General features: G+C 51.4%; 20 protein-coding genes. 9 read left to right on the top strand and 11 right to left on the bottom strand.

Annotated features, from left to right (window positions below; genetic code table 11):
* Window positions 1-210: 210 nt before the first annotated feature.
* The 9 genes from TH63_RS09820 to TH63_RS09775 all read right to left on the bottom strand — a co-directional run bounded on the left by TH63_RS09820 (window position 211) and on the right by TH63_RS09775 (window position 8,885).
* Window positions 211-669 (bottom strand): hypothetical protein, encoded by a 459-nt coding sequence (locus TH63_RS09820; protein WP_156180513.1) that lies wholly within the window; start codon window positions 667-669, stop codon window positions 211-213.
* Window positions 670-679: 10 nt separating this feature from the next.
* Window positions 680-1,114, bottom strand: a complete 435-nt coding sequence (locus TH63_RS09815) for a hypothetical protein (protein ID WP_048920796.1) — start codon at window positions 1,112-1,114, stop codon at window positions 680-682.
* Window positions 1,115-1,152: 38 nt separating this feature from the next.
* Window positions 1,153-1,692, bottom strand: a complete 540-nt coding sequence (locus TH63_RS09810; RefSeq protein WP_048920795.1) for an RNA polymerase sigma factor — start codon at window positions 1,690-1,692, stop codon at window positions 1,153-1,155.
* Window positions 1,693-2,364: 672 nt separating this feature from the next.
* Complete coding sequence (locus TH63_RS09800) at window positions 2,365-3,321, bottom strand: transketolase family protein (RefSeq protein ID WP_048920793.1); 957 nt, start codon at window positions 3,319-3,321, stop codon at window positions 2,365-2,367.
* A gap of 1 nt (window position 3,322) precedes the next feature.
* Entirely contained in the window at window positions 3,323-4,663 is a 1,341-nt protein-coding gene (locus TH63_RS09795; RefSeq protein WP_231583577.1) for a vWA domain-containing protein, read from the bottom strand.
* Between the two features lie 105 nt (window positions 4,664-4,768).
* On the bottom strand, window positions 4,769-5,626 hold the full coding sequence (locus tag TH63_RS09790) for a transketolase (RefSeq protein ID WP_048920791.1): 858 nt from the start codon (window positions 5,624-5,626) through the stop codon (window positions 4,769-4,771).
* A gap of 127 nt (window positions 5,627-5,753) precedes the next feature.
* Entirely contained in the window at window positions 5,754-6,200 is a 447-nt protein-coding gene (gene bcp, locus TH63_RS09785) for a thioredoxin-dependent thiol peroxidase (protein WP_048920790.1), read from the bottom strand.
* A 167-nt stretch (window positions 6,201-6,367) separates the two neighbouring features.
* The gene (locus tag TH63_RS09780) at window positions 6,368-8,287 is read right to left on the bottom strand and encodes a M23 family metallopeptidase (RefSeq protein ID WP_231583576.1); all 1,920 of its coding nucleotides are present in this window, start codon (window positions 8,285-8,287) and stop codon (window positions 6,368-6,370) included.
* Window positions 8,274-8,885 (bottom strand): fumarylacetoacetate hydrolase family protein, encoded by a 612-nt coding sequence (locus TH63_RS09775; protein ID WP_048920789.1) that lies wholly within the window; start codon window positions 8,883-8,885, stop codon window positions 8,274-8,276. Before TH63_RS09775 ends, TH63_RS09780 begins: the two co-directional genes overlap by 14 nt.
* A gap of 238 nt (window positions 8,886-9,123) precedes the next feature.
* Here TH63_RS09775 and TH63_RS09770 point away from each other — a divergent pair, with 238 nt between their 5' ends.
* Window positions 9,124-9,918: a M48 family metallopeptidase gene (locus TH63_RS09770; RefSeq protein ID WP_048920788.1), complete on the top strand. Its 795-nt coding sequence runs from the start codon at window positions 9,124-9,126 to the stop codon at window positions 9,916-9,918.
* Between the two features lie 211 nt (window positions 9,919-10,129).
* Here TH63_RS09770 and TH63_RS09760 read toward each other — a convergent pair whose 3' ends face one another.
* Both TH63_RS09760 and TH63_RS09755 read right to left on the bottom strand, forming a co-directional pair.
* Window positions 10,130-10,951, bottom strand: a complete 822-nt coding sequence (locus TH63_RS09760; RefSeq protein WP_048920786.1) for a 3'-5' exonuclease — start codon at window positions 10,949-10,951, stop codon at window positions 10,130-10,132.
* 39 nt (window positions 10,952-10,990) lie between these two features.
* Entirely contained in the window at window positions 10,991-12,373 is a 1,383-nt protein-coding gene (locus TH63_RS09755) for a UDP-N-acetylmuramate--L-alanine ligase (protein ID WP_048920785.1), read from the bottom strand.
* A 374-nt stretch (window positions 12,374-12,747) separates the two neighbouring features.
* Between TH63_RS09755 and dnaB the strand changes: the two genes are divergently transcribed.
* The 8 genes from dnaB (at window position 12,748) to TH63_RS19965 (ending at window position 20,934) form a co-directional block, all read left to right on the top strand.
* Window positions 12,748-14,313 carry a replicative DNA helicase gene (gene dnaB, locus TH63_RS09750; RefSeq protein ID WP_053093863.1) on the top strand — a complete coding sequence of 522 codons (1,566 nt, stop codon included), beginning with the start codon at window positions 12,748-12,750 and terminating at the stop codon, window positions 14,311-14,313.
* Between the two features lie 571 nt (window positions 14,314-14,884).
* Entirely contained in the window at window positions 14,885-15,874 is a 990-nt protein-coding gene (locus TH63_RS09745) for an ABC transporter ATP-binding protein (RefSeq protein ID WP_048920783.1), read from the top strand.
* 232 nt (window positions 15,875-16,106) lie between these two features.
* On the top strand, window positions 16,107-16,556 hold the full coding sequence (locus tag TH63_RS09740) for a hypothetical protein (RefSeq protein ID WP_048920782.1): 450 nt from the start codon (window positions 16,107-16,109) through the stop codon (window positions 16,554-16,556).
* 214 nt (window positions 16,557-16,770) lie between these two features.
* Window positions 16,771-18,633, top strand: a complete 1,863-nt coding sequence (locus tag TH63_RS09735; RefSeq protein ID WP_048920781.1) for a S41 family peptidase — start codon at window positions 16,771-16,773, stop codon at window positions 18,631-18,633.
* Window positions 18,634-18,786: 153 nt separating this feature from the next.
* Complete coding sequence (locus tag TH63_RS09730; protein ID WP_048920780.1) at window positions 18,787-19,587, top strand: phosphatase PAP2 family protein; 801 nt, start codon at window positions 18,787-18,789, stop codon at window positions 19,585-19,587.
* A gap of 138 nt (window positions 19,588-19,725) precedes the next feature.
* Window positions 19,726-20,115 (top strand): methionine-R-sulfoxide reductase, encoded by a 390-nt coding sequence (locus tag TH63_RS09725; RefSeq protein WP_048920779.1) that lies wholly within the window; start codon window positions 19,726-19,728, stop codon window positions 20,113-20,115.
* 35 nt (window positions 20,116-20,150) lie between these two features.
* The gene (locus TH63_RS09720) at window positions 20,151-20,630 is read left to right on the top strand and encodes an AAA family ATPase (RefSeq protein ID WP_048920778.1); all 480 of its coding nucleotides are present in this window, start codon (window positions 20,151-20,153) and stop codon (window positions 20,628-20,630) included.
* Window positions 20,602-20,934, top strand: coding sequence for a peptide-methionine (R)-S-oxide reductase (locus TH63_RS19965; protein WP_316931967.1), 333 nt, complete (start codon window positions 20,602-20,604; stop codon window positions 20,932-20,934). Before TH63_RS09720 ends, TH63_RS19965 begins: the two co-directional genes overlap by 29 nt.
* Window positions 20,935-21,437: the final 503 nt, after the last annotated feature.

The following is a 21,437-nucleotide window of genomic DNA, read 5'->3' as shown; positions in this document are numbered from 1 at the left end:
TGCTTCGGCCTGAAAACAGGGGAGAGGTCAGGGATTTCAGAAGGAATAAGGTTGCTTATGGTACTCGCACTAAGGCACAAACCTGGGCCGCTGGATTTTCATTTGCCCTAAAAACTTAGGCCCGTTTTAGGCCTGTTTTCCTGAAAACGGCCCTAAAACAAAAAGGGAGGCTAATGCCTCCCTCCCTGTACAAACAATTAAACCTAATCTTTACCTGCTGGCAGTCTGCAGACGCTCCAGCAAGAGCTTGGTGAACTCGCGCTCCGCGCGATAAAACAGCGCCAATTGCCGTGGACTGATTACCCGCAAGTATTTGTCCATGTATTCCTTCTCAATGTTGAGCTCCGCCTGGCGGTAGTTTAACCGGCTTTCCAGGCCTTCCTGAATCTGCTCATCGGTTAATTTACTGAGGTTCTCTTCTTTGAAATGACGGCTTTTTGACCTGATCTGGTCTTTGCGGTCCTGGTATTCCTGGTACAGCGGCCAGAAACGGTGCGCCTGCTCTGCGCTCAAAGAAACTTTATCAGTGATGAAGGCTATCTTGGCGGTCTCAATCTTCTCAATTCTGGCTTTACGCTCTTCGGGGGTTTCTTTCTTGTGCGTTTGGGCCATGCCCAGGGTACCGCAGAAAAGAAAGGTGATCAAAAATAAAACTCGGGCTAACATCATGCCTATGGGGTTATTGGTACTCATATTCCTCTACTAGTTCTCGGGTGTTTTCTTCACTGAGGTCGCTGGTTCTAACGTCCAAGAACTCCAGGGTCTGGCGGGGTTTCACCGCCTGTACCTCTGCCAGGTCTGCCGTTTCAAGGTCTGTATGGTTCACCAGATACTGGTAAATGTCTTTCTGTGACAGGTTGGCCATTACGTCCTGGGCCTGAGGCTCCGGTGCAAAATAGTTAGATACCACAAAAGACAAGGCAAATATCAACCCTAAAGCGCCACCCGCCAGGGCCGTCTTAAACTGCCAGTACCAGGCTACCGGCGAGGCAGACCGCGGAGAAGCATAGGCCGTGCGCTGCATAATGCGCGTGGGCAGCTCCTCAAAGTAGCGGTCCGGCACGGTAAAGCCCGGATCTCTTGGTAACTCTTCCATTTTAAACTCTTTATTCATATTTATCAACCAGTTAGATGCGTTTTATCTATGGTGGTTTAATCTTTTTTCAAAAATTCTTCAATTTTCTTTACCGCAATATGATAAGAGGCCTTTAACGCCCCCACGGAAGTACCCAGAATCTCAGAGATTTCCTCATACTTCAACTCATCATAGTATTTCATGTTAAAGACCAGACGCTGCTTGTCTGGTAGCTTGAGAAGGGCCTTCTGCAGTTTGAGTTGGATCTCATCACCGGAAAGGGAATCGGTGGAGTCCAGTTTCTCGGCGAGCTCAGCGGCCACATCATGAATGGGGAGAAAGAACCGCTTTTTTTTGGCGCTTAGGAAATTGAGGCATTCATTGGTGGCGATACGGTAGATCCAGGTGTAGAGTTGGGAGTCTTTCCGGAAGCCGTCCAAGTGGGTCCAGACTTTCACAAACACCTCCTGGGTCAGGTCATCGGCGTCATCATGGTCAATGACCATCTTGCGCACGTGCCAATACACCTTCTGCTGATACTTGCGCACCAACTGATTGAAGGCCAGGTTTCTGGAGTCTGGATTCTGGAATTTCTCTAATATCTCTTTGTCTTCCAAAGGGGACCTGCGCCGTTTGTGATCTGTGATGGGTTGTTTAGCCGGCTGAATTTAGCAATTCTGTCTGTTTTCTGCCCGTTTTTCTGAAAACAGGCTCAAAACGTCTAATGCTTGAGCGTGCCAGACCTACGGCCGTACCATGGCTTATGCACCTAGTTAGTAGTAGTTTTTTTTTTGATTGTTTTAAAAAATCAAAAGATTAAAAGCCAGATGGCACCGCAAATTAAAGGAACGAACCCGAGTACCATTTGAAGTAACCATTCAAACCAGGTTTGTTCCTCGGATTCTTTGTTACTCATGTACTTCATTCTAAAATACATATGTCTTTCAAGTCTTTTTTGTATTATATTATCAAAGAGTTTGTATAAGATCAAAAAGACTAGCGGGCTTATATATAATGGCATATGAGATTTTTCAATCTGAGGAAGATTTGGGCTATAATTTTCCAAAGACCAACCAAAAATTGAGATTGCTACTATAATGCAACAGATATATACTGTATTATTCCTTAGATATTTATGAGTAGGTGGTACTACAAAAGTTGGTATCCATACGAAAAATAAAGCTAGAAAAAGCATCATTGGTTTTCTGTGTTACTGCTATCAGACAAACAAAAAAACGGGGCCGGCCTTATTGAAAGACCGGCCCCGTTTAAAAATTTACGTGCGGAAGTTATTTTTTGCGGGAGATAGCGCGCTTGGCGGCTTCTACAATGCTTTGCTCATTAAGGCCGTATTTCTCCATCAATTGCTCTGGGGTTCCGCTTTCACCGAAGGTGTCATCTACGCCCACCAATTCTAAAGGCAGAGGTAACTGTTGGGCCAACAGGCGGGCCACAGACTCTCCTAAGCCACCGTTCAACTGGTGTTCTTCGGCGGTTACCACGCAGCCGGTTTTTTCTGCTGAGGCCAGAATAGCCTGGGCGTCTAAGGGCTTAATGGTGTGGATGTTGATGATCTCGGCGTCAATGCCTTGTTCTGCCAGCAACTTGCCGGCTAGAATGGCTTTCCAAACCAAGTGGCCAGTGGCCAGAATGGTCACGTCTTTGCCTTCATTGAGCATCACGCCTTTGCCAATCTCAAACTTCTGGTCAGCGGGGGTGAAGTTAGGCACCACCGGGCGGCCGAAGCGCAGGTACACTGGGCCTTCATGCTCTGCAATAGCTAAGGTAGCGGCTTTGGTCTGGTTGTAGTCACAGGGGTTGATTACGGTCATGTGCGGGAGCATTTTCATCATGCCCACGTCTTCCAGGATCTGGTGCGTGGCGCCGTCTTCGCCCAGAGTTAACCCAGCGTGCGAGGCGCAGATCTTCACGTTTTTACCGGAATACGCCACTGACTGACGGATCTGGTCATACACGCGGCCGGTGGAGAAGTTGGCGAAGGTGCCCGTGAAAGGGATCTTGCCCCCAATGGTCATACCGGCGGCCAGACCAATCATGTTGGCCTCAGCAATGCCTACCTGAAAGAAACGCTCAGGAAACTCTTTCTGGAAATCGCCCATTTTCAGGGAACCGATCAAATCGGCGCAGAGCGCCACTACATTGGGGTTGGTACGGCCAAGCTCTAACAGGCCGGCCCCGAAACCGGAGCGGGTATCTTTTGATTCTGAGTAAGGGAAGTCCTTCATCTTAATTGAAAAGTTTTATCGTAGTCGTCAAATTCGAATTAATGGAAAAATCCTTCACGTCTGTGAATTTGCTGGCCCTGGCGGTTTTTAACCGGTACACTACGCGGTAACGCCCTGGCTGCAAAGGTAAACTTATTTTGCTACTGCCCTCCGGCAGATTCCAGAGCCATTCCTGGGTACCGTCTTTGTGCAGCAGGTACAGACTGCCGTACCCTTGCAGGTCCTGGGTAATGTTCAAGGAACCAGGCGGCGCAAAGGTGATGGGCGTGGCCTGGCCTTGCCTGATGGTCACGGTCTGCCTAATGCGCGGCAGGGTAAGTACCTCTACCTCATAGGTGCCGGCCAGGTACTTGTGCTGGCTGGGGAACCGCTGGGTATGCAGAATGGCCGGGTTGCCTTTCTGCCGCACAATGGCCGTCATAGACCCGTAGGCGGTGGGGGCGTCCTGGCGCAAATACAGATAGCCCTGCGGTGCCTTCACCTTGATCACATTATGGCGCCCGGGCTTAATGTCCAGGTTGCGCACCTGTACGGACGGCAAGGTGTTCACTTGCAGGTCATAACTAAGCAAGGCGTCAATCTCAATCTGGTCGGGCTTGCCCTCCGAAGCCTGGTAGTGCACAAAGTTGTACTCCGGCTGGCCGGTCACATTGTTGAGGAAGGTCATGTTCACATTGGTCTCCACGGCCCGGCCCGCCTCATCTGTCAGTTCCACAGACACGGTGGTTTTCTTGAGCGCGATGCTCACCACGTTATCCAGCACCTGCTGAAAGGTTCTGATGTCTGAGGCATTGTAGTACTGGCCCATGCACCCAAACTGCTGCGCATAACCGGGATCATCCCCCAGGCCAATGATGAACGGCTTCAAAAATACCCTCTTTTTCTGGAGCGCCAGAGACACCGCGCAAGGGTCGCCGCCGCAGCTCTCTAGCCCGTCTGTGATGATAATCACCACGTTACGGCCATTGGGGTCCTCGGGAAAATCATTGGCGGCCTGACCCAGGGAATAGGTGAGAGGGGTATTGCCTTTGGGCGTAATCAGCTGCAGCTTTTTCTTAATGGCCGCGGCATTCTTTGGCGCAAAGGCCACCTCCAACTTACTGTCTTTGCAGTTCTTGACGTTCACCGGGCTTTGGTGGCCGTACACCCGCAAGCCTATCTCAAGGTTACTATAGGTGTTAAGCGAGTCTGCCATACGGGCCAGCATGGTTTTGGCCACCTGCCAGCGGGTACTGGTTTCCCAGTTGGCCAGCATAGAGCCCGAGGCATCCAGCAGAAACAGCAGACGCGTTTTTTTTGGGGGCGGTTGTTTGTTCTGGGCCGCCGCCGGCAAAGCCGTCATGACCCCCAAAAAGAGACAGACCAGCCATACACATACAGAGCGCCCAGGTTTCATGCCGCAGAGAAACAAGAAAGCGGCTGGCCTGCGCCCGCCGCTTCCGGTAGATTAATAATCGTTGAGAGTGGTTTTCAGCTGTACCAGGGCATCCTGAAGCTGGGCGTCATTCGGCGCCACGCCGTGCCATTTGTGCGAGCCCATCATAAAGTCAACGCCATAGCCCATTTGGGTATTCATTAAAAGCACTACGGGCTTGCCCTGGCCGGTCAGGCTTTTGGCTTCTTCCAGCACCGGAACCAGTTGGTCAAAGTCATTGCCGTTCTCGCAGTGAATAACCTTGCAGCCAAACGACTCAAACTTAAGGCGCAGGTTGCCCAGGCTCATGATGGCGTCTACGGGGCCGTCAATCTGCTGGCCGTTGTAGTCTACCGTCCAGATTAGGTTGTCAACTTTGTGGTGGGCGGCATACATGGCGGCTTCCCATACCTGGCCTTCCTCCAACTCCCCGTCGCCGGTTAGCACATACACCAGTTTGTCATCATTGTTCAGTTTCTTCACCTGGGCGGCGCCAATGGCCACAGAAGGACCCTGGCCTAAAGAGCCAGACGCGATCCGGATGCCGGGAAGGTTTTCCTCGGTGGCCGGGTGGCCTTGCAGGCGGGAATTGAGCTTACGGAACGTGGCCAGTTCGGCTACGTCAAAATAACCGGCGCGGGCCAGCACGCTGTACCAAACCGGGGAGATGTGGCCATTGGAAAGGAAGAACAGGTCTTCGCCAATGCCATCCATCTTAAAGGAGGGATTGTGCGTCATCTGCCGGAAATACAGCGATACCAGGAATTCTGTGCAACCCAAAGAGCCGCCTGGGTGACCAGAGTTAACCGCGTGCACCATACGCACGATGTCACGGCGTACTTGTTGGGCTACGTCCAGCAGTTGTTCCGTTTCGTATTTGAATGGATTCATTCTGATGAGGTGAAGGTGAAAAATGGAAAGTTGATTGCTAAAGGTACGTTTGTTTTAGGGCCGTTTTTCGCAAAACAGGCCTAAAACAGGAAAGGGCCCCACTCCCGAAGGAAAGGCAGCCCTTTTCTTATTTTAACAGCTGCGCCGTGTGGTTTTTGGTGTCTACTTTGGTGATGATGTCTTCAATCTTGCCCTCTTCGTTTACTACAAAAGTGTAGCGCATGGTGCCCATGTATTTGCGGCCGTACATGCTTTTCTCCTGCCAGACACCATATTTCTCTACAATCTCATGCTCCGTGTCGGCGAGCAGCGGGAAGGGGAGGTCAAATTTCTGCACAAACTTCTGGTGGGATTTCTCATCATCCACGCTCACCCCCAGCACCACAAACCCTTTCGCCAGCAGGGCGTCATAGTTGTCTCTGAGGTTGCAGGCCTGGGCGGTGCAGCCGGGCGTGTCGTCTTTGGGGTAGAAATACAGCACTACTTTCTTGCCCTTGAAATCACTCATCCGCACCACGTTGCCGTTTTGGTCTTTTACCTCAAAATCAGGGGCTTGGTCACCAATTTGTAGCATGCCTTGTTTTAATTTTTGGTTGTTAATTGTTGATTGTGTAATTGGTCATTGGCTTTCCTGTTTTATGATTGTTTTTATAAAAACAACCTTAAAATAGGTTTCACTTTGAAAGAGATATATAAAGGTACATCCCCAAAGAAACAATCAACAACCAGCAATCAACAATATCAAATCTTAGTGGTATACATCGCTTCGTTGCCCATGGCATCTTTCACGCGTAAAACCACCTCTCCAGCCAAAGGTACTGTTTTATCTAATCTCTCAGAGGTTAGGGTGGCGTTTTTGTGTTCCCATTTCAGGAGAAGCCACTGGCCATTCACTTCACAGTGCCAGGAGGAGATGCCTGAAAGGTTGTCTCTTATCTGGAAACTGATCTGCTTAGGCGATTTCTGCACCAGTTTTACCGTGGGGGCTACCGTGTCACTCAAGATCTTGAATTTGCCCAGGTCCTTCGCATAGAAGGTGATGGCGTCGCCGTTCCAGGTTCCGCCCAGAAAGCCCGCCGATTTACCCCAGCCCTGCGCGTACACCGCCGCCTTTGATTTATCTGCCGGCAACATGGCGGGCCTAATAGTGATCTTGGCCGGCTGGTACAGCGTGGTTAAGGGGTTGTTAATGGAGAACACATCATTGGCGTCACGGTTGGTCTGCAGGTACAGCGTATCAAACAATGACTGTTCCGGGAAAGTGATGTCTATGAACCGGTTAGAGTAAAAAAGCTCTGCGCCGGGTGGTACCAATTGGTTGAACGGGAACCGAACCTTGGTGCCGGTCAGGTCCACGGAGTCGGGTAGGCCGCCAATCATGTTGTAGAGGTACACAGAACCAGCCGCGCTGGTGTAAGAAGGCAGCAGCGCATATTTGTAATTGCCAATAAACAGGTCCAAGTTGCGTTTTTCCCGCGCGGTATCTGCGGCCGTGATCTTGAGAATGCTCTCCATCACGTCATAGGTGATCTTGGGCTTTGCCACCTTGGCGGGCGTGCCCAGCACCTGGAACGAGCTTGGTGCTCCCTTAATATAAAACTTAAGCTGCGAGACGTTCTTGTAGGAGTCCTGCAGTTCAGCCACCACTTCATATACTTTGCCTTCCTCAATTTTCATGCGGCCGCGGTTTACCCCCATTTCATAGATAGGCAGGGAGTTGCCGTCTGCCACGTAAAGCCGTTGGAAAGCCCGGTTGTTAAGCTTGAGAACCGGGTAATTGATGTGCGCCGATACCTGCCGTTGTTTCTCAAAAGGCACGCCGTCAATGGTATGCCGGTAAATGGTCTGGCCGTTTACCTTCAGTTCCATGGACTGCACCCCGTTGTTGTTAGCGGCCCCGTCATACTGGTCTACGGCCTGGATCTCCATACCCAGCAAACCGGCCGCCGACAGCGTGTCTGGCAGCATATAGAAGCCGTCTTTCTTGACCGGGGTGAACTCCCGGCGCACAAATTCACCTTTCACCCGGGCGTCTATGCTCTGGGGCGTAAGCGCGAAATTGTAGATGGTAGGCGGCACCTGGTCTGCAATCTCAGAGAACCCGTAGCGCAGCGGGTTTAGCAGGTTATTTTTCTGGTCACGTACCTCAAAGTGCAGGTGCGGGCCGCCAGAGCCACCGGTGTTGCCGGAGTAAGCGATCACATCGCCTTTCTTTACCGGGAATTGGGTTTCTGTGAACGTGGTCTCCACCTCAAAGGCTTTTTTCTGGTACTGCAGCTGCAGCATGTGCTCGGCAAGGGCCGGCACGAAATGGTTGAGGTGGGCGTAGGTGGTCACCAGGCCTCCGGGGTGGGTCACGTAAATCAGATTACCGTAGCCGTAGCTGGAAACCTTCACGCGTGAAATGTACCCATCGGCGGCGGCATAAATAGGAAGTCCTATCCTGCCATCGGTCTTGATGTCAATACCCCCGTGGAAGTGGTTGGGCCTGATCTCGCCCATGCTCCCCGAAAGGAAATTCTGCGTGCCCGGCTTTACCGGGAACAAAAACGGACTAGCGGAAAAAGGGGCGGTAGTAGCAGGGGCCTGCTGGCCCACGGCGGCACCGCTGCCACCCAGCAGAAAAGCTACTAATAACGCCTTGAATCTATTTAACTTCAAAATTTAAAAGGTTTTTATCTTCTATAAACGCTTCCAACCGGTCTCCTATTTTTACGGGACCCACGCCAGCCGGGGTGCCGGTGAAAATAAGATCCCCTTTTTTTAAGGTGATGAACCGTGACATATACGCCAAAATTGCGCCAAAATTGTGCAGCATCATGCTGGAGTTGCCCTGCTGCTTTAACTCGCCGTTCACCTTCAGCGAGAAGTTGATGTTGTCCAGAGCCGGGAATTGCTCTACCGGCAGAAAGTCTGAGATGGGGGCAGAGCCGTTAAAGCCCTTGGCCAGGGTCCAGGGAAGGCCTTTGGTTTTGGCTTTGGTCTGCAGGTCACGGGCGGTAAAGTCTATGCCAATGCCTATGCCGTCAAAATACTTGTCTGCAAACTTGGGCTGAATGTTCTTGCCTTCCTTACTGATGCGCAGCACCAGTTCCACCTCATAATGAATGTCTGTGCTGTAGTCTGGGTAGTAGAAAGGCTCATTGTTGCGCAGAACGGCCGTGTCTGGCTTAAAGAAGATCACGGGCTCGTCGGGCACTTCGTTTTGGAGTTCGGCTATGTGTTCGGCGTAATTACGGCCTATGGCTAGTATTTTCATGGCTGGGTTTTAGCTTCAAAGATAAGGCATTTAGGGCTGCGCGCTCAAGCATTTAGCGCAGAGAGTTTGCCTAAAATAAAAAATTGGCATGGAATTGTATATAGTAAAAAATAGATTTGCGCCCGGATTGCGCCCAGAGCCGTTACCTTGTGGCGGTTCAGACGTATAGCAGAACGTTCCGGTAAAAAGGAGCCTCTGGGCCAAATCCAGAACATGTACCACTTAACTATTATGAAAAATGAAATTGTTTAGAAACGTATTTGTCTCCCTGGCACTCTTAGTGGCGGCTGGCTGTAGCACCGTTCCTATTACGGGAAGACGCCAACTGTCTTTGGTAAGTGACCAGGAAGTGATGACCATGTCTTTCCAGGCCTATGATGACCTGATGAAGAAAAGCAAACTTTCCTCCAACGCCACCCAAACCGCCATGGTGAAACGCGTGGGCCAGCGTATACAAGGGGCTGTGGAGTCCTTTATGCGCCAGCAAGGAGCCTCTGAGCAATTAGCCGGCTACCAGTGGGAGTTTAACCTAATTGATGATGCCAGCCAGCAGAATGCCTTTGCCATGGCCGGTGGTAAAACCGCCGTGTACACAGGTCTGTTGCCTATCACCCAGAATGAAACCGGTTTAGCGGTGGTTATGGGCCATGAGATTGCCCACGCCATTGCCAAGCACTCCAATGAGCGCATAAGCCAGCAAATGGCGGCGCAAGGGGTAGGTTCTTCTCTAGGTGCTTTAGGGGGCGGAACCTCTGCGCAGATCATAAACACTGCCTACGGTATTGGTGCAGGGGTAGGATTGATGAAATTCGGGCGTACCCAGGAGTCTGAAGCCGACCGCTTAGGGTTGATCTTCATGGCCATGGCCGGCTACAATCCAGAAGGTGCCGTGTCTTTCTGGCAACGGATGGCTGCCGCCAGCAATGGGCAGTCGCCTCCAGAATTCCTGAGCACGCACCCTAGCAATGAAACCCGTATCTCTGACATCCAGAAAAACATGCCGGAGGCCAAGAAATACTACAACGCCCGCTAAGCCATGAAAATAAAAAGCAAGTGGCTGGTGTTCAGCGCGGTGCTTATGGCCCTGCTGCTGAAATCTGATAAAGCGAAGTAGCTTTTGGAGGTAGGACACAAGACACAGGATATATGACTTGTGTAGAACAGGAAAGCCTTCTGACCATTCAGAAGGCTTTCCTTTTTAAATATCATGTGTCTTATATCCTGTGTCTTGTGTCTAAAAGAAACTACTGTTTCATGGCCGTCTGCTGCAAAGCGCCGCGCAGTTTAATGCGGGTCAGGACTTTCTTGGTGTAGAGGGGGAAATCACCTTTCATCATCCAGTCATAGTAGCTGGGCTCTTTTTTGAAGACGTCTACCACGGGCACGTTCTTGTGCTTACCAAAGTTGAAGACCTCCACGCCGCTGGTGTTGTAGACAATGCGGCCGCACAGGTCTGCGGTCTTCTGGAACGTGAAATGGTGCAGTTGCTGCATGTCATTCTGCACCGGGAACTTGGCTTGGTCCTCGGCGCCGGGCAGGGGCACGTTCTCATAGTAAGAAAGCTGCGATTTCAGGATCTCGTAGGTGGCAATGTTATCGGCTTCCGCGGAGTGGGCGTTCTCCAGGGTCTTGTCACAGTAGAACTTATAGGCTGCCGAAAGGGTGCGCTGCTCCATCTGGTGAAAGATGCGGCACACGTCTACAATGGCCCGGTGTTCAATGTCGAAGTCAATGTCTACGCGCAGAAACTCCTCCGCCAGCAGGGGTATGTCAAACTTGATGAGGTTGAAACCGCCAAGGTCGCAGCCCTTCAGGAAATCATCCAGGGAGCGGGCCAGTTGTGCAAAGGTGGGGCAGTCGGCCACGTCATCGTCATAGATCTTATGGATCATGCTACTCTCAATGGGAATAGGAATGGTGGGGTTTACCTTGCGGGTCTTGATGATCTCCTCGCCGTTGGGCATCACCTTGAGCATGCTGATCTCTACAATGCGGTCTTTGCAGATGTCCACGCCGGTGGTTTCCAGGTCAAAGAAGACAATGGGCTTGCGTAGATGTAATTTCATAGGCGATGGGTTAGAAGCCAGACAAGTGAGAAAACCTGATTAAGAAGCAGTAATGGTATGGGCTAGTTGCTGCAGATCCAGGTTCCCGAAGGTGCCCGAAGTCATCATCAATAGGTTTTTGTCTTTCCAGTTGGTGTTCAGCAGGTAGTCCTGCAGGGCCTGGTTATCGGTGAGCACCATAATCTCGTCATCGCCAAAGGCCGCCTTCAAATCTTTGGGATCCAGCGGGGGCATGCGCTTGTGCTCTAACGTCTTGGGGTTAAAGTACACAATCTTTACGTCTGGTGCCAGGAACGTGTGGTAGTACTGAGGCAGGAAATCTTTATTGAGGCTGCTGAACGTGTGCAGCTCCAGGCAGGCCACCAGCTGGCGCTCGGGGTACTGTTTCTTCAGGGCCTCAGACGTGGCTTTCAGTTTAGAGGGAGCGTGTGCGAAGTCTTTGTACACCAGCGTGTGCTCGTTCTCTCCAATCTTTTCCAGACGGCGGGCGGCTCCCTTGAACGTGGCCAGCGCCTCGTAGAACGCCTGACCCTTAATGCCTATCTGCTTGCAGACCTCTTTGGCCGCCGAGATGTTGCGCAGGTTGTGCTCGCCAAACAGCTGGATCTCTACGTCGTCTTTCTTGGTCTTTAGAACCGTCTTTCCGCTCTTCTTTATCTTGTGCTCGTGTATGGTGTAGCCAATGTACTGCACATCTGAGTTGTTGGGTACGCACACTTCCTGTACCTGCTCATCATCCTGGTTATAAATGAGCGTACCGGCCTTGGGCGTCATCTCGGCAAAAATACGGAACTGCTCGCGGTAGTTCTCCTCGGTAGGGAACACGTTGATGTGGTCCCAGCTGATGCCGCTCATCACGCCAATGTGATGGTGGTATTTGTGGAACTTGGGCACGCGCTGGATAGGGGAGGACAGGTACTCATCGCCTTCAATAATGATGATAGGAGCCTCCTCGGTGAGTTTCACCATCAAATCAAAGCCTTCCAACTGGGCACCTACCGCGTAGTCAAACAGGCGGTGGTGGTATTTTAACACGTGCAGTATGATAGACGTGATAGAAGTCTTGCCGTGGCTGCCGGCAATCACAATGCGCTGCTTGTTTTTAGACTGCTCGTAGATAAACTCCGGGAAGGAGAAAATGGGCACCCCGTGTTCCTGGGCGTAGAGAAGCTCCGGGTTATCAGGGCGGGCGTGCATGCCCACAATCACGGCATCGGGGAGCGGGTTGAGTTTCTCCGGGAACCAGCCTTCCTGCTCAGGCAGAATGCCGTCGGCGGCCAGGCGGCTTTTGGCCGGTTCAAAGATCTCATCGTCAGAGCCTGTTACTTTCAGGCCTTTCCGGTGCAATGCCAACGCCAGGTTGTGCATGATACTGCCGCCTATGGCAATAAGGTGAATGTGGTGATACGCCGCTGTACTCATGAATTTATTTTCAAAGAGAGCAAATGTAATGATTTTAAAATATGCGCTATGGCTACCCGCTTCACCTATTTGTGGATATGTGCCAGGAAATTTGTGGATTACTTTTTTGGGCAGCCCCTGCAATAAGCCCCTGAGCGGGAGTGGAGCATACGGGAATCAAGAGCCGTTTTAGGCCCGTTTTCCGCAAAACAGGCATAAAACACCTTGAATTTCTTTCTTCTAAAAGAGCGTCTTAAAATCCATTTCATAAAGCGAAAAACTGTTCCCAAAAAACAGGAGAGAAAGCCCCGCGATAAAAAGAAATTGTGGATATGTCGGGCATTTTGTGGATTACCTGAAAGCCTTACCTGCTTACATTTGCTCTCATGGAGGATATGAAATTGAAAGCGACGAGAGGAAAGGCAGCCTGGAACCCCAAACCTACTGTCTCTCCGGGACTTGGGAAACTTCCGCCGCAGGCGCTGGAGTTGGAGGAGGCAGTGTTGGGTGCGCTCATGTTGGAGAAAGATGCCCTCACCGCCGTAATTGACTTACTTAAACCACAAAGTTTTTACAAAGACGCGCACCAGCGCATTTTCAAGGCCATTCTAGGTTTGTTTGACAAATCTGAGCCGATAGATATCTTAACGGTAACCCAGGAACTGCGCGAGCAGGGCGAACTGGAGTTTGTGGGCGGCGCCTATTATGTGACCCAACTCACCACCCGCATCAACTCGGCGGCCAACATTGAGTTTCACGCCCGTATCATCACCGAGGCGGCTATCAAGCGCGACTTGATCAGTATCTCCTCAGAGGTGCTGGGCCGCGCCTACGAAGACACCACTGACGTGTTCGACCTTTTGGACAGCACGGAGGCCAAGCTGTTTGAGGTGTCTGAGAGCAACATCCGGAAGAACTTTGATGACATGCAGTCCTTGATGCACAAAGCCCTCAAGGAACTGGAAGCCAAGAAGAGCCAGAAAGAGGGCTTGACCGGGGTACCAAGCGGCTTCACAGCCCTGGACCGTGTAACCTCCGGCTGGCAGCCGTCTGACTTAGTGATTCTGGCCGCGCGTCCCGCCATGGGTAAGACCGCCTTCGTGGTTTCCGCTATGCGGAACGCGGCGGTAGACTTCGGAAAGGGCGTGGCTATCTTCTCCCTGGAGATGTCCTCTATTCAGTTGGTCAATCGTTTGATCTCGGCGGAGGCTGAGTTGGAAGGCGAGAAGATCAAAAAAGGAAACCTGGCAGATTACGAGTGGGCGCAACTGAACCACAAGATCTCCCGCCTGAGCCAGGCCCCCATTTTCATTGACGATACCCCGGGACTTTCCATCAGGGAACTCAGGACCAAATGCCGCCGTCTGAAAGCACAGCATGATATCCAGATGATCATCATTGACTACTTGCAGTTGATGAGCGGCAACACAGACGGCAAAGGAGGCGGAAACCGCGAGCAGGAGATTGCCTCTATCTCAAGGGCGCTTAAGCAGTTGGCCAAGGAATTAAGTGTGCCGGTAATTGCGCTGTCACAGCTAAGCCGCGCCGTGGAAACCCGCGGCGGCGACAAGAAGCCAATGCTTTCAGATTTACGTGAATCTGGATCTATTGAGCAGGATGCCGACATGGTAATCTTCTTGTACCGCCCTGAATATTACGGTATTACCGAAGACGAAATGGGGAACCCTACCCAAGGCGTGGGCGAGGTTATCATTGCCAAGCACCGGAACGGGGAAGTAGGCAGCGTGGCCCTGAAGTTCATTGGCAAGTTCACCAAGTTCGGGAACCTGGAAGACGGTTTTGGTGGCGGTGCAGGCTTTGACGGCCCAGCTGGGTTTCCTGCCTCAGACTTTGACGGACCTCCTTCTTCCGGTGGACCCAATACCATACGCTTAGGCAGCAAGATGAACGACGGAAGCGGCCTTCCAGCCTCGTCTTTTGATGATGCCCCGCCGTTCTAAGCATTACATAATTGAGAACACCAAGGCCGCTCCCAATCCAGGGGCGGCCTTGGTGTTTTAAGGCTGTTTTCAGAAAAACGTGCTAAAAACGGCCCTAAGGCGAATGCTTCTTGGCGCAAGCCTCTGTTGGTGTCAGCAGGCATCCTGGTTTCTCCTTGGTGTTCTTTTCCCAATAATCCTTTTCCCACTATTCCTTTCCTTCCTTTTTTTCATCCTGAAAGGATCTTGGTAGCGAACGGTAATGACAATGGATACTCGCTACTGCCGTCCGCCTACAAGGTACTTTCAGGATGACAGAAAATAATAATAAGCAGCTTTTAAGACAATAATCAGCTAGGTCCCCTGACACCAGCGGAGCTTGCGCCATATGGGCTTATAGAAGTAGGATTTACTTGTATAAAACACATTTTAAAAGATTTGCGACGTGATTACGCCATTCGTTCCTTAAGTTTGCTTGTTTAGCGGGCGGCGGCGGAAGTTTATGCTTTTTAGGGATGGCATATTCCAAAGGCTGACCTGCTTTTATCGTTTTGATTTCAGACCAAGGGGCGGCACGCTTCTTTTCCAGTATATGGCGTTTTTAGAAGTAACAGGGGTAGGCAAACAGGTGAGGGGCGAGCAGGTGCTGGAGCAGATCAGCTTTAGCCAGCGGGAGCGGCAGAAAATTGCCGTGGCCGGCGAGACCGGCTCCGGGAAAAGCACGCTACTCAAGATCATTGCGGGCCTGATGCAGCCAGACGCTGGTAAAGTGATGCTTGAGGGAGACCGGGTGCTGGGCCCCGAAGAGAAGCTAGTAGCGGGTCACCCGGGCATCGCCTACCTGTCACAGCAGTTTGAGCTTCCGGCTTTCCTGCGGGTGGAGCAGGCCTTGAAATACGCAAATACCCTGGCACAGGAAGACGCCGACGAGTTGTACGCCCTTTGTCAGATAGACCATTTACTAAAGCGGCGCACCGATGAACTCTCCGGCGGAGAGCGCCAACGTATTGCCCTGGCCAGGCTGTTGCTGACTTCGCCGCGGTTACTATTGCTGGATGAGCCGTTCTCCAACTTGGACCTGGGCCACAAACGCCAACTGAAAACCGTGGTTCGGGATTTGAGCCATTCCCTGGACATCAGCCTGATGCTTATTTCCCATGATCCCCTGGACACGCTTTCCTGGGCAGATTCCATTCTGGTACTCAAAGAGGGGCAGTTTCAGCAACAAGGAACGCCCGCCCAGATTTATCACCAACCCGTGAATGAGTATACCGCGGGACTGTTCGGGAGTTATAACCTGTTGTCCATGTCCCTGACTATTGCCTTTACCCAAGCCCAGAACCTGGCGATACCTAAAGGCAAGAGGCTGTTGGTGCGCCCCGAGCAGATGCTGCTCCACCCGGCAGAAAACGGGCCGGGGCTACCGGGGAAAGTTACCAGCGTGGTGTTCCTGGGAAGTTACTATGAGCTGGAGGTAGTGGTGCAGAAGGAGTTAGTTACCGTAAAGGTTCAGGAAAATTCGTGGGCTAAGGGAGACAAGGTCATGGTAGCGCTGCAGCCTGACAAGGTCTGGGCGTTGTAACCAAGCCGAAGATGATCGGTTATACACTTATAAGCCTTTTCTTTCTTCTCCGTTTTTGGCTTATTTTTGAGAAAACGGGCCTATACCAGACTTCGCAATAGAAGAAGATAGAATTGAGTTATAGATAGGGGCGGACCAGGGAATTGAAGCTATCTGGGCAACCTGTCTTTCTTTTAATCATTTGCTACCGCTTTTCCGTATGGGCGGGGAAGCCACTTGCGTTTAAATACCTATGAAAACCTTTCAACTGAAGACAGGCACGTTGAGAATAGAAAATGATACTATTCTTATTGAAGGGGACAAGGCCAGGTTTCTGAAGGTGGTGTACGGGGTAGCCGCTATCTGTTGGGGTCTGTTTTTTGTTTTCCAGGGCTACCTGCACTACGCCAATTATAGGATCACCCAGAAACCGGTACATGCTGTGTTTCTAGCCGGAAGCCTTCTGGCCATTGCTTTCTGGGTGTGGGTGGGCTATGCGCTGGCCATGAAATCATCGGGCTTGAATAAGATACCCCTGCAGCAGATAAGCCGGGCCCAGAAAGTGTTCCGGCCTACCAAGGACGCCCCTTTGATCACGCTGCACCTGAAAGACAACCGCAAAAGAACCCTTGAATTTGATAAACTGGACGATCTCCATTTTGCCGATTCCCTGGCGGGCTGGGGTGTGCCCATCACGGAGTAGAGATTTAGGTCCTTTCCGTTTTAAGGCCATTTTCCTGAAAACAGGCTTAAAACGCCTGAGCCTCAGATTACGCTGGCTAGCGCTAACCAATAAGGTGGGCTTTTTACCAGAATTGGTCGTAGAATGAAGAACAGGGAATAGGTGGGTAGGAAGGGCTTCTTTTTTACGGACGAAGGTTGGGTTTATCTGAAAAGGCGGGCATTTACATTACACTATGATTACACCACTACATACACGTGCTTTCAAGACGGGGGCGATTCAGCTTCTCCTGAAGGCTTTTTTCCTTTTCCTGCTAGTAGGAGCTCTAAACCCCGGCAAAGCCACTGCGCAAGACTCTTTTGACTCTGAAAAGCATCTCTACTTTTACCACATCTGGGGGTTTCTGAAATACCAGCATCCGGCCTTGGCCACTGGCCAGATTCCGGCAGATTCCCTTTTTCTGCGCTACCTGCCTGAGGTAGACGCCGCCAAGAACCAGAAAGCGGTCAACAAAGTGTTCCAGACATTGCTCAAAGAAGTAGGCGTACCTGACACCAAGAAGCTGGACAAGCTCCGCGATGAACCCCAGGGCACGCTCCTGCTCCAGAACCTGGACGACCGCTGGTATACCAAAGCAAAATTCCTGAACTCAGACAACCGCAAGAAACTGGAAAGCATTTTCCAGCGTCGCTTTACCGGCGAAAAGCACCAGTACGCCACCATCAAGAACAACCCCTTCGGCGGAACGCTGCCCAATGAGGCCAAATATGAGTTTCCGCCCGCTGAGAACCTGCCGTACCCGCTGCGCATGCTGGCGCTGGCCAAGTTCAAGGCCGGCATAGAGTACCTGTTTCCCTACAAATACCTCATGGATGAAAACTGGGACGCCATCATCACGCACTTTGTGCCCCTGTTTACCATCTGTGACAGCCGGGCAGACTATGAGCGCCTTTTGATTACGCTCAACGCCAAATTAAATGACACCCAGGCCTATTCCTTTTTCCGGCAGCTGTATTACAAAGAGAAAATCTTCCGGAACCTCTATTTCCCGCCGTTTGACTACCAGGTGGTAGAAGGCAAGATTCTGGTCACCAATCTCATAGACCCCGCGCTGTGCAAGAAATCAAACATTAAAACCGGTGATGTGCTGGAGGAACTGGACGACATTACCGTGGCCGAATGGGTGAAGGCGCTGGGAACTGTCCTATCCGTTTCTAACCAGGAGGCCCTCTGGCACCGCGTGGGCGAGTACGGCGATAACTTCCTGTTCCGGTCTGAAGACACCAACCTGAAAGTGCTTTTGACCCGCGGCGAGGACAAGATCACCACCAAGCTGCAACTCATGAACCCTTCTGAACCGGCCAAGGCCAAGCTGGTAGATACCTACTTTAAAAAGAAACTGACGCCCGCCAAGAAATCGCCGGGGCTGGAACGGGTGGCCAAAGGCATTATTCGGTTCAAGGCCAATGACACCAACCGCTTCATTGAAAACGCCACCGAAGCGCGGGAAATAGTCATTATGGACTCTCTTTTAAGCGTAGCCAACAAGGCAAAAGGGCTCATTTTTGACATGCGCTCAGAGGCAGACAACAGTGATTTTGTCTATCTGGACCTGTTCCGGAAGTTTGGCAAGGAAAGAAATTACTTCGCGCGGTACTACCTCATGAACCATGAGGCGCTGGGCACCTACAAATACCTGCCCCAAGCCGATGTCTATTTTCCCTCAACCGTTACCCCCAAGGGCGTAGAGTACAAAGGCAAGGTGGTGATACTGGTGAACGCCGCCACCCAGGGCGTAGGGGAGTGGCTGACCATGAACCTCCAGCACCTGTTCCCCAATAGCGTCACCATAGGGGACCGGTCGGCGGGCGCCGATGGGGATATAAAGCGGCTAACCCTGCCGGGCAACTACGTGGTCACCTTCTCCGGTAACGCCGTTTTTTACCCAGACCAAACCGTCACGCAACGCAAAGGCGTAAAGATAGACCAGACCCTGGCGCCCACCCTGAAAGGCGTTCTTGGCAAGAAAGATGAGCTTTTGCAAAAGGCCATTGAGTTGATCAACGAAGAAGACAAAAAGGCCGAGGCCAAGAAGTAAAGTAAGTTTTCATAGGCAAAACTGCCTTTAACCAACCAACCAAGATACTGCCTGGCTTTGGGCGCAAAACCAAAATTCACCGTCCCACCAGCAGAATTTAAGCAGAAAGCAGGTCAAACAGGAGAGGAATACGTATCATTCCTTTATTGAATTATGCAGAACTTCCTTACGCACCTTATAAATCTGTTTTTTAATTGGCTTTGTCGGCTGCCGGTGGTGCAGCGGCTGCGGCAACGGTTTCCCAGAAGCACTGATTTTGTGCTGCGCCGCTTTGACACCTCTTCCTTTATTGGTTTGCCGCTCACCATGCTGCTGTTGGTGATCTACGTGAACATATCCTTGCTATCAGAATTAACCGAGAGTGTAATTGATTCTGAGGGCGTGGTCACCCTGGATAAACAGTTTACAGATTTTCTATTTAGTCTCCGGAGCAAATGGCTGAGCCAGGTGCTGTATTCGCTCACGCAGCTGGGCACGCGCGAGGCGGTTTTTGCTTTAGGGGGGCTGGTGACGCTGGTCTTCCTGTTCAGGCGGCGGTATGTGGCGGCGCTGGTTTTCTGGCTGACCATGGCGGGGGTGGGCCTATCAGTGCAGTATGGCAAAAAAATTATTAGCCGTGACCGCCCCGAAGAAATAGTGGCCTTTTACCCCGAACATAACTTCTCTTTCCCCAGTGGCCACGCTACCACAGCTATCTCCTTGTATGGCATGCTCGCTTATTTTGCGTACCGCCACGCCAAAAAAACGAAGGAACGGACGGTGGTGCTGATCGTGTCTGCGCTGTTGATTCTATTGGTCGGCTTCAGCCGGATTTACCTGGGCGTGCATTTCCTGTCTGATGTGCTGGCCGGGTTCCTGCTGGGCGCCATGTGGATTCTGATGGGCGTGAGCCTGATGGAAACATTTACCTATCTGCAGCAGCGCAAAGCAACCAGGATGGCAAAGATTGACTGATTTCCGTTTATCGGCTACTTTTCCCAAAACACGCCTAAAACAGTTTTCAGCCGGCCGGTTTGGCTGGCAAACCGAAACAATCAGCAACGCGACTGGTTAAAATCAAGTAAAACCGAGGACGTAAACCTTACTATTCCCATGGAAAACGAACCGAAAAAATATAACCAGCTTACCCCCGAGGAACAATACGTGATCCTGCACAAAGGCACGGAACGCCCCTTCACCGGCAAACTATACACCAACAAAGAATCTGGCACCTATATCTGCCGCCAATGCAACGCGCCGCTTTACCGCTCAGAAGACAAGTTTGAATCGCACTGCGGCTGGCCCAGCTTTGATGATGAAATTGCCGGGGCCATTACCCGCGTAACCGATGCCGACGGCCGTCGCACGGAAATTGTCTGCGCCACCTGCGGCGGGCACTTAGGCCACGTGTTTGAAGGGGAGCGCTTTACGGCCAAAAATACCCGGCACTGCGTCAATTCTATCTCCATGGAATTTGTGCCCGCCAGAGACGAAGAAGCCTAAGCGGCAGATCCGTTAACGGCAGTCAACTTACACCAGTGCAGGCGGTTATTTTCATTGGCATTCAGGCCTCGGGGAAGTCAACGTTTTACAAACAGTTTTTCTTCAATACCCACGTGCGCTTGAGCCTGGATCTTCTCAAAACCAGGAACCGGTTTAACCGATTTCTGGACACCTGCCTGCATACCAGCGCCCGATTTGTGGTAGACAAAACCAATCCCACCCCGCAGGACCGGCAGCCTTACATAGAATTAGCCAAAGAGCGGCGCTATCAGGTACAGGCGTATTACTTCCACACTACCTTGGCAGATGCCCTGGCCCGCAACAGCCTGCGCGAAGGCAAAGAGCGTATCAAAGACGTTGGCCTCTATGACTGCCAGAAGAAACTCACCCCACCCGCTTTCTCTGAAGGCTTTGACCAGATCTTTACGGTTCGCCTACTACACAACCGCTTCCTAGTGGAGGAATGGGAAAGACCCCCAGGAGAAAATGCATCCCCGGCCATCAACCATGTTTAAGAACCGAACCATAGATTGGGCTGCCCAATCTTCAGGAGAGGGCATTTACCAATGCAGCCACTGCGGCCATGCCTTGTTTTCGGCTTCCCATAAATTTGACTCCAAAACCAGCTTCCCCAGTTTTTGGGCGCATCTGGAGGAGCACGTTCAATTCCATTCATTGCATACCTATGGCCGAGAAAGAATTCAGCTTTTATGCCAGAATTGTGGTCAGCATTTAGGTCATCTTTTCCCAGACGCCAGAACTCCCAGCCAAGTACGCTACTGCATAAATGCTGATTCTATTACTCTTCTGTTGATTTAGGTTCTGCTTTGGGGTGACGCATTTTGGGATAAAGGTTTTGCTTTTGCTGACGTGGTTTCTGCTTATGCCTGAGTCCTTATGCTGTATTGTTTCATAGTTGCCCTTTGAGCGCTCACGGCCGCTGGGCCCCGTCTTTCCCCCTCGCACTGCCCTTGCGGCCTACTATTTCCTTCTACTCTTAGGTAAAGCTGTTGCAGGGCCACAAGCGAGGCGCTCGGAGTAAAGACTGGAATCTGGGGAATGGCCGCTATGGGTCATCAGCTCTTCTGGATTTGCAATCCGGAAGTTCCGAAAGGGGGATTTGTAATCCCCGGCGGTAGCGATTTTGTTCTTGGTTCCCGGCGGATTGCAAATCCGCTTTTCAGAAATTCGGGATTGCAAATCCCGAACAGCACGGGAGATGCGTGTTTTAAGATTTGCGTTTTAAGGACGTTTTCCTGAAAACAGCCTCAAAACGTAATACTACCTCTTCACCGCAGACTCTCCCGTTGAGGGAGCGCAGA

Origin of the sequence: Rufibacter radiotolerans (assembly GCF_001078055.1) — a bacterium.
GTDB classification, from domain to species: domain Bacteria; phylum Bacteroidota; class Bacteroidia; order Cytophagales; family Hymenobacteraceae; genus Nibribacter; species Nibribacter radiotolerans.
The sequence above is the reverse complement of the archived record's forward strand: the minus strand, read 5'-3'. Positions and strand labels throughout refer to the sequence as shown.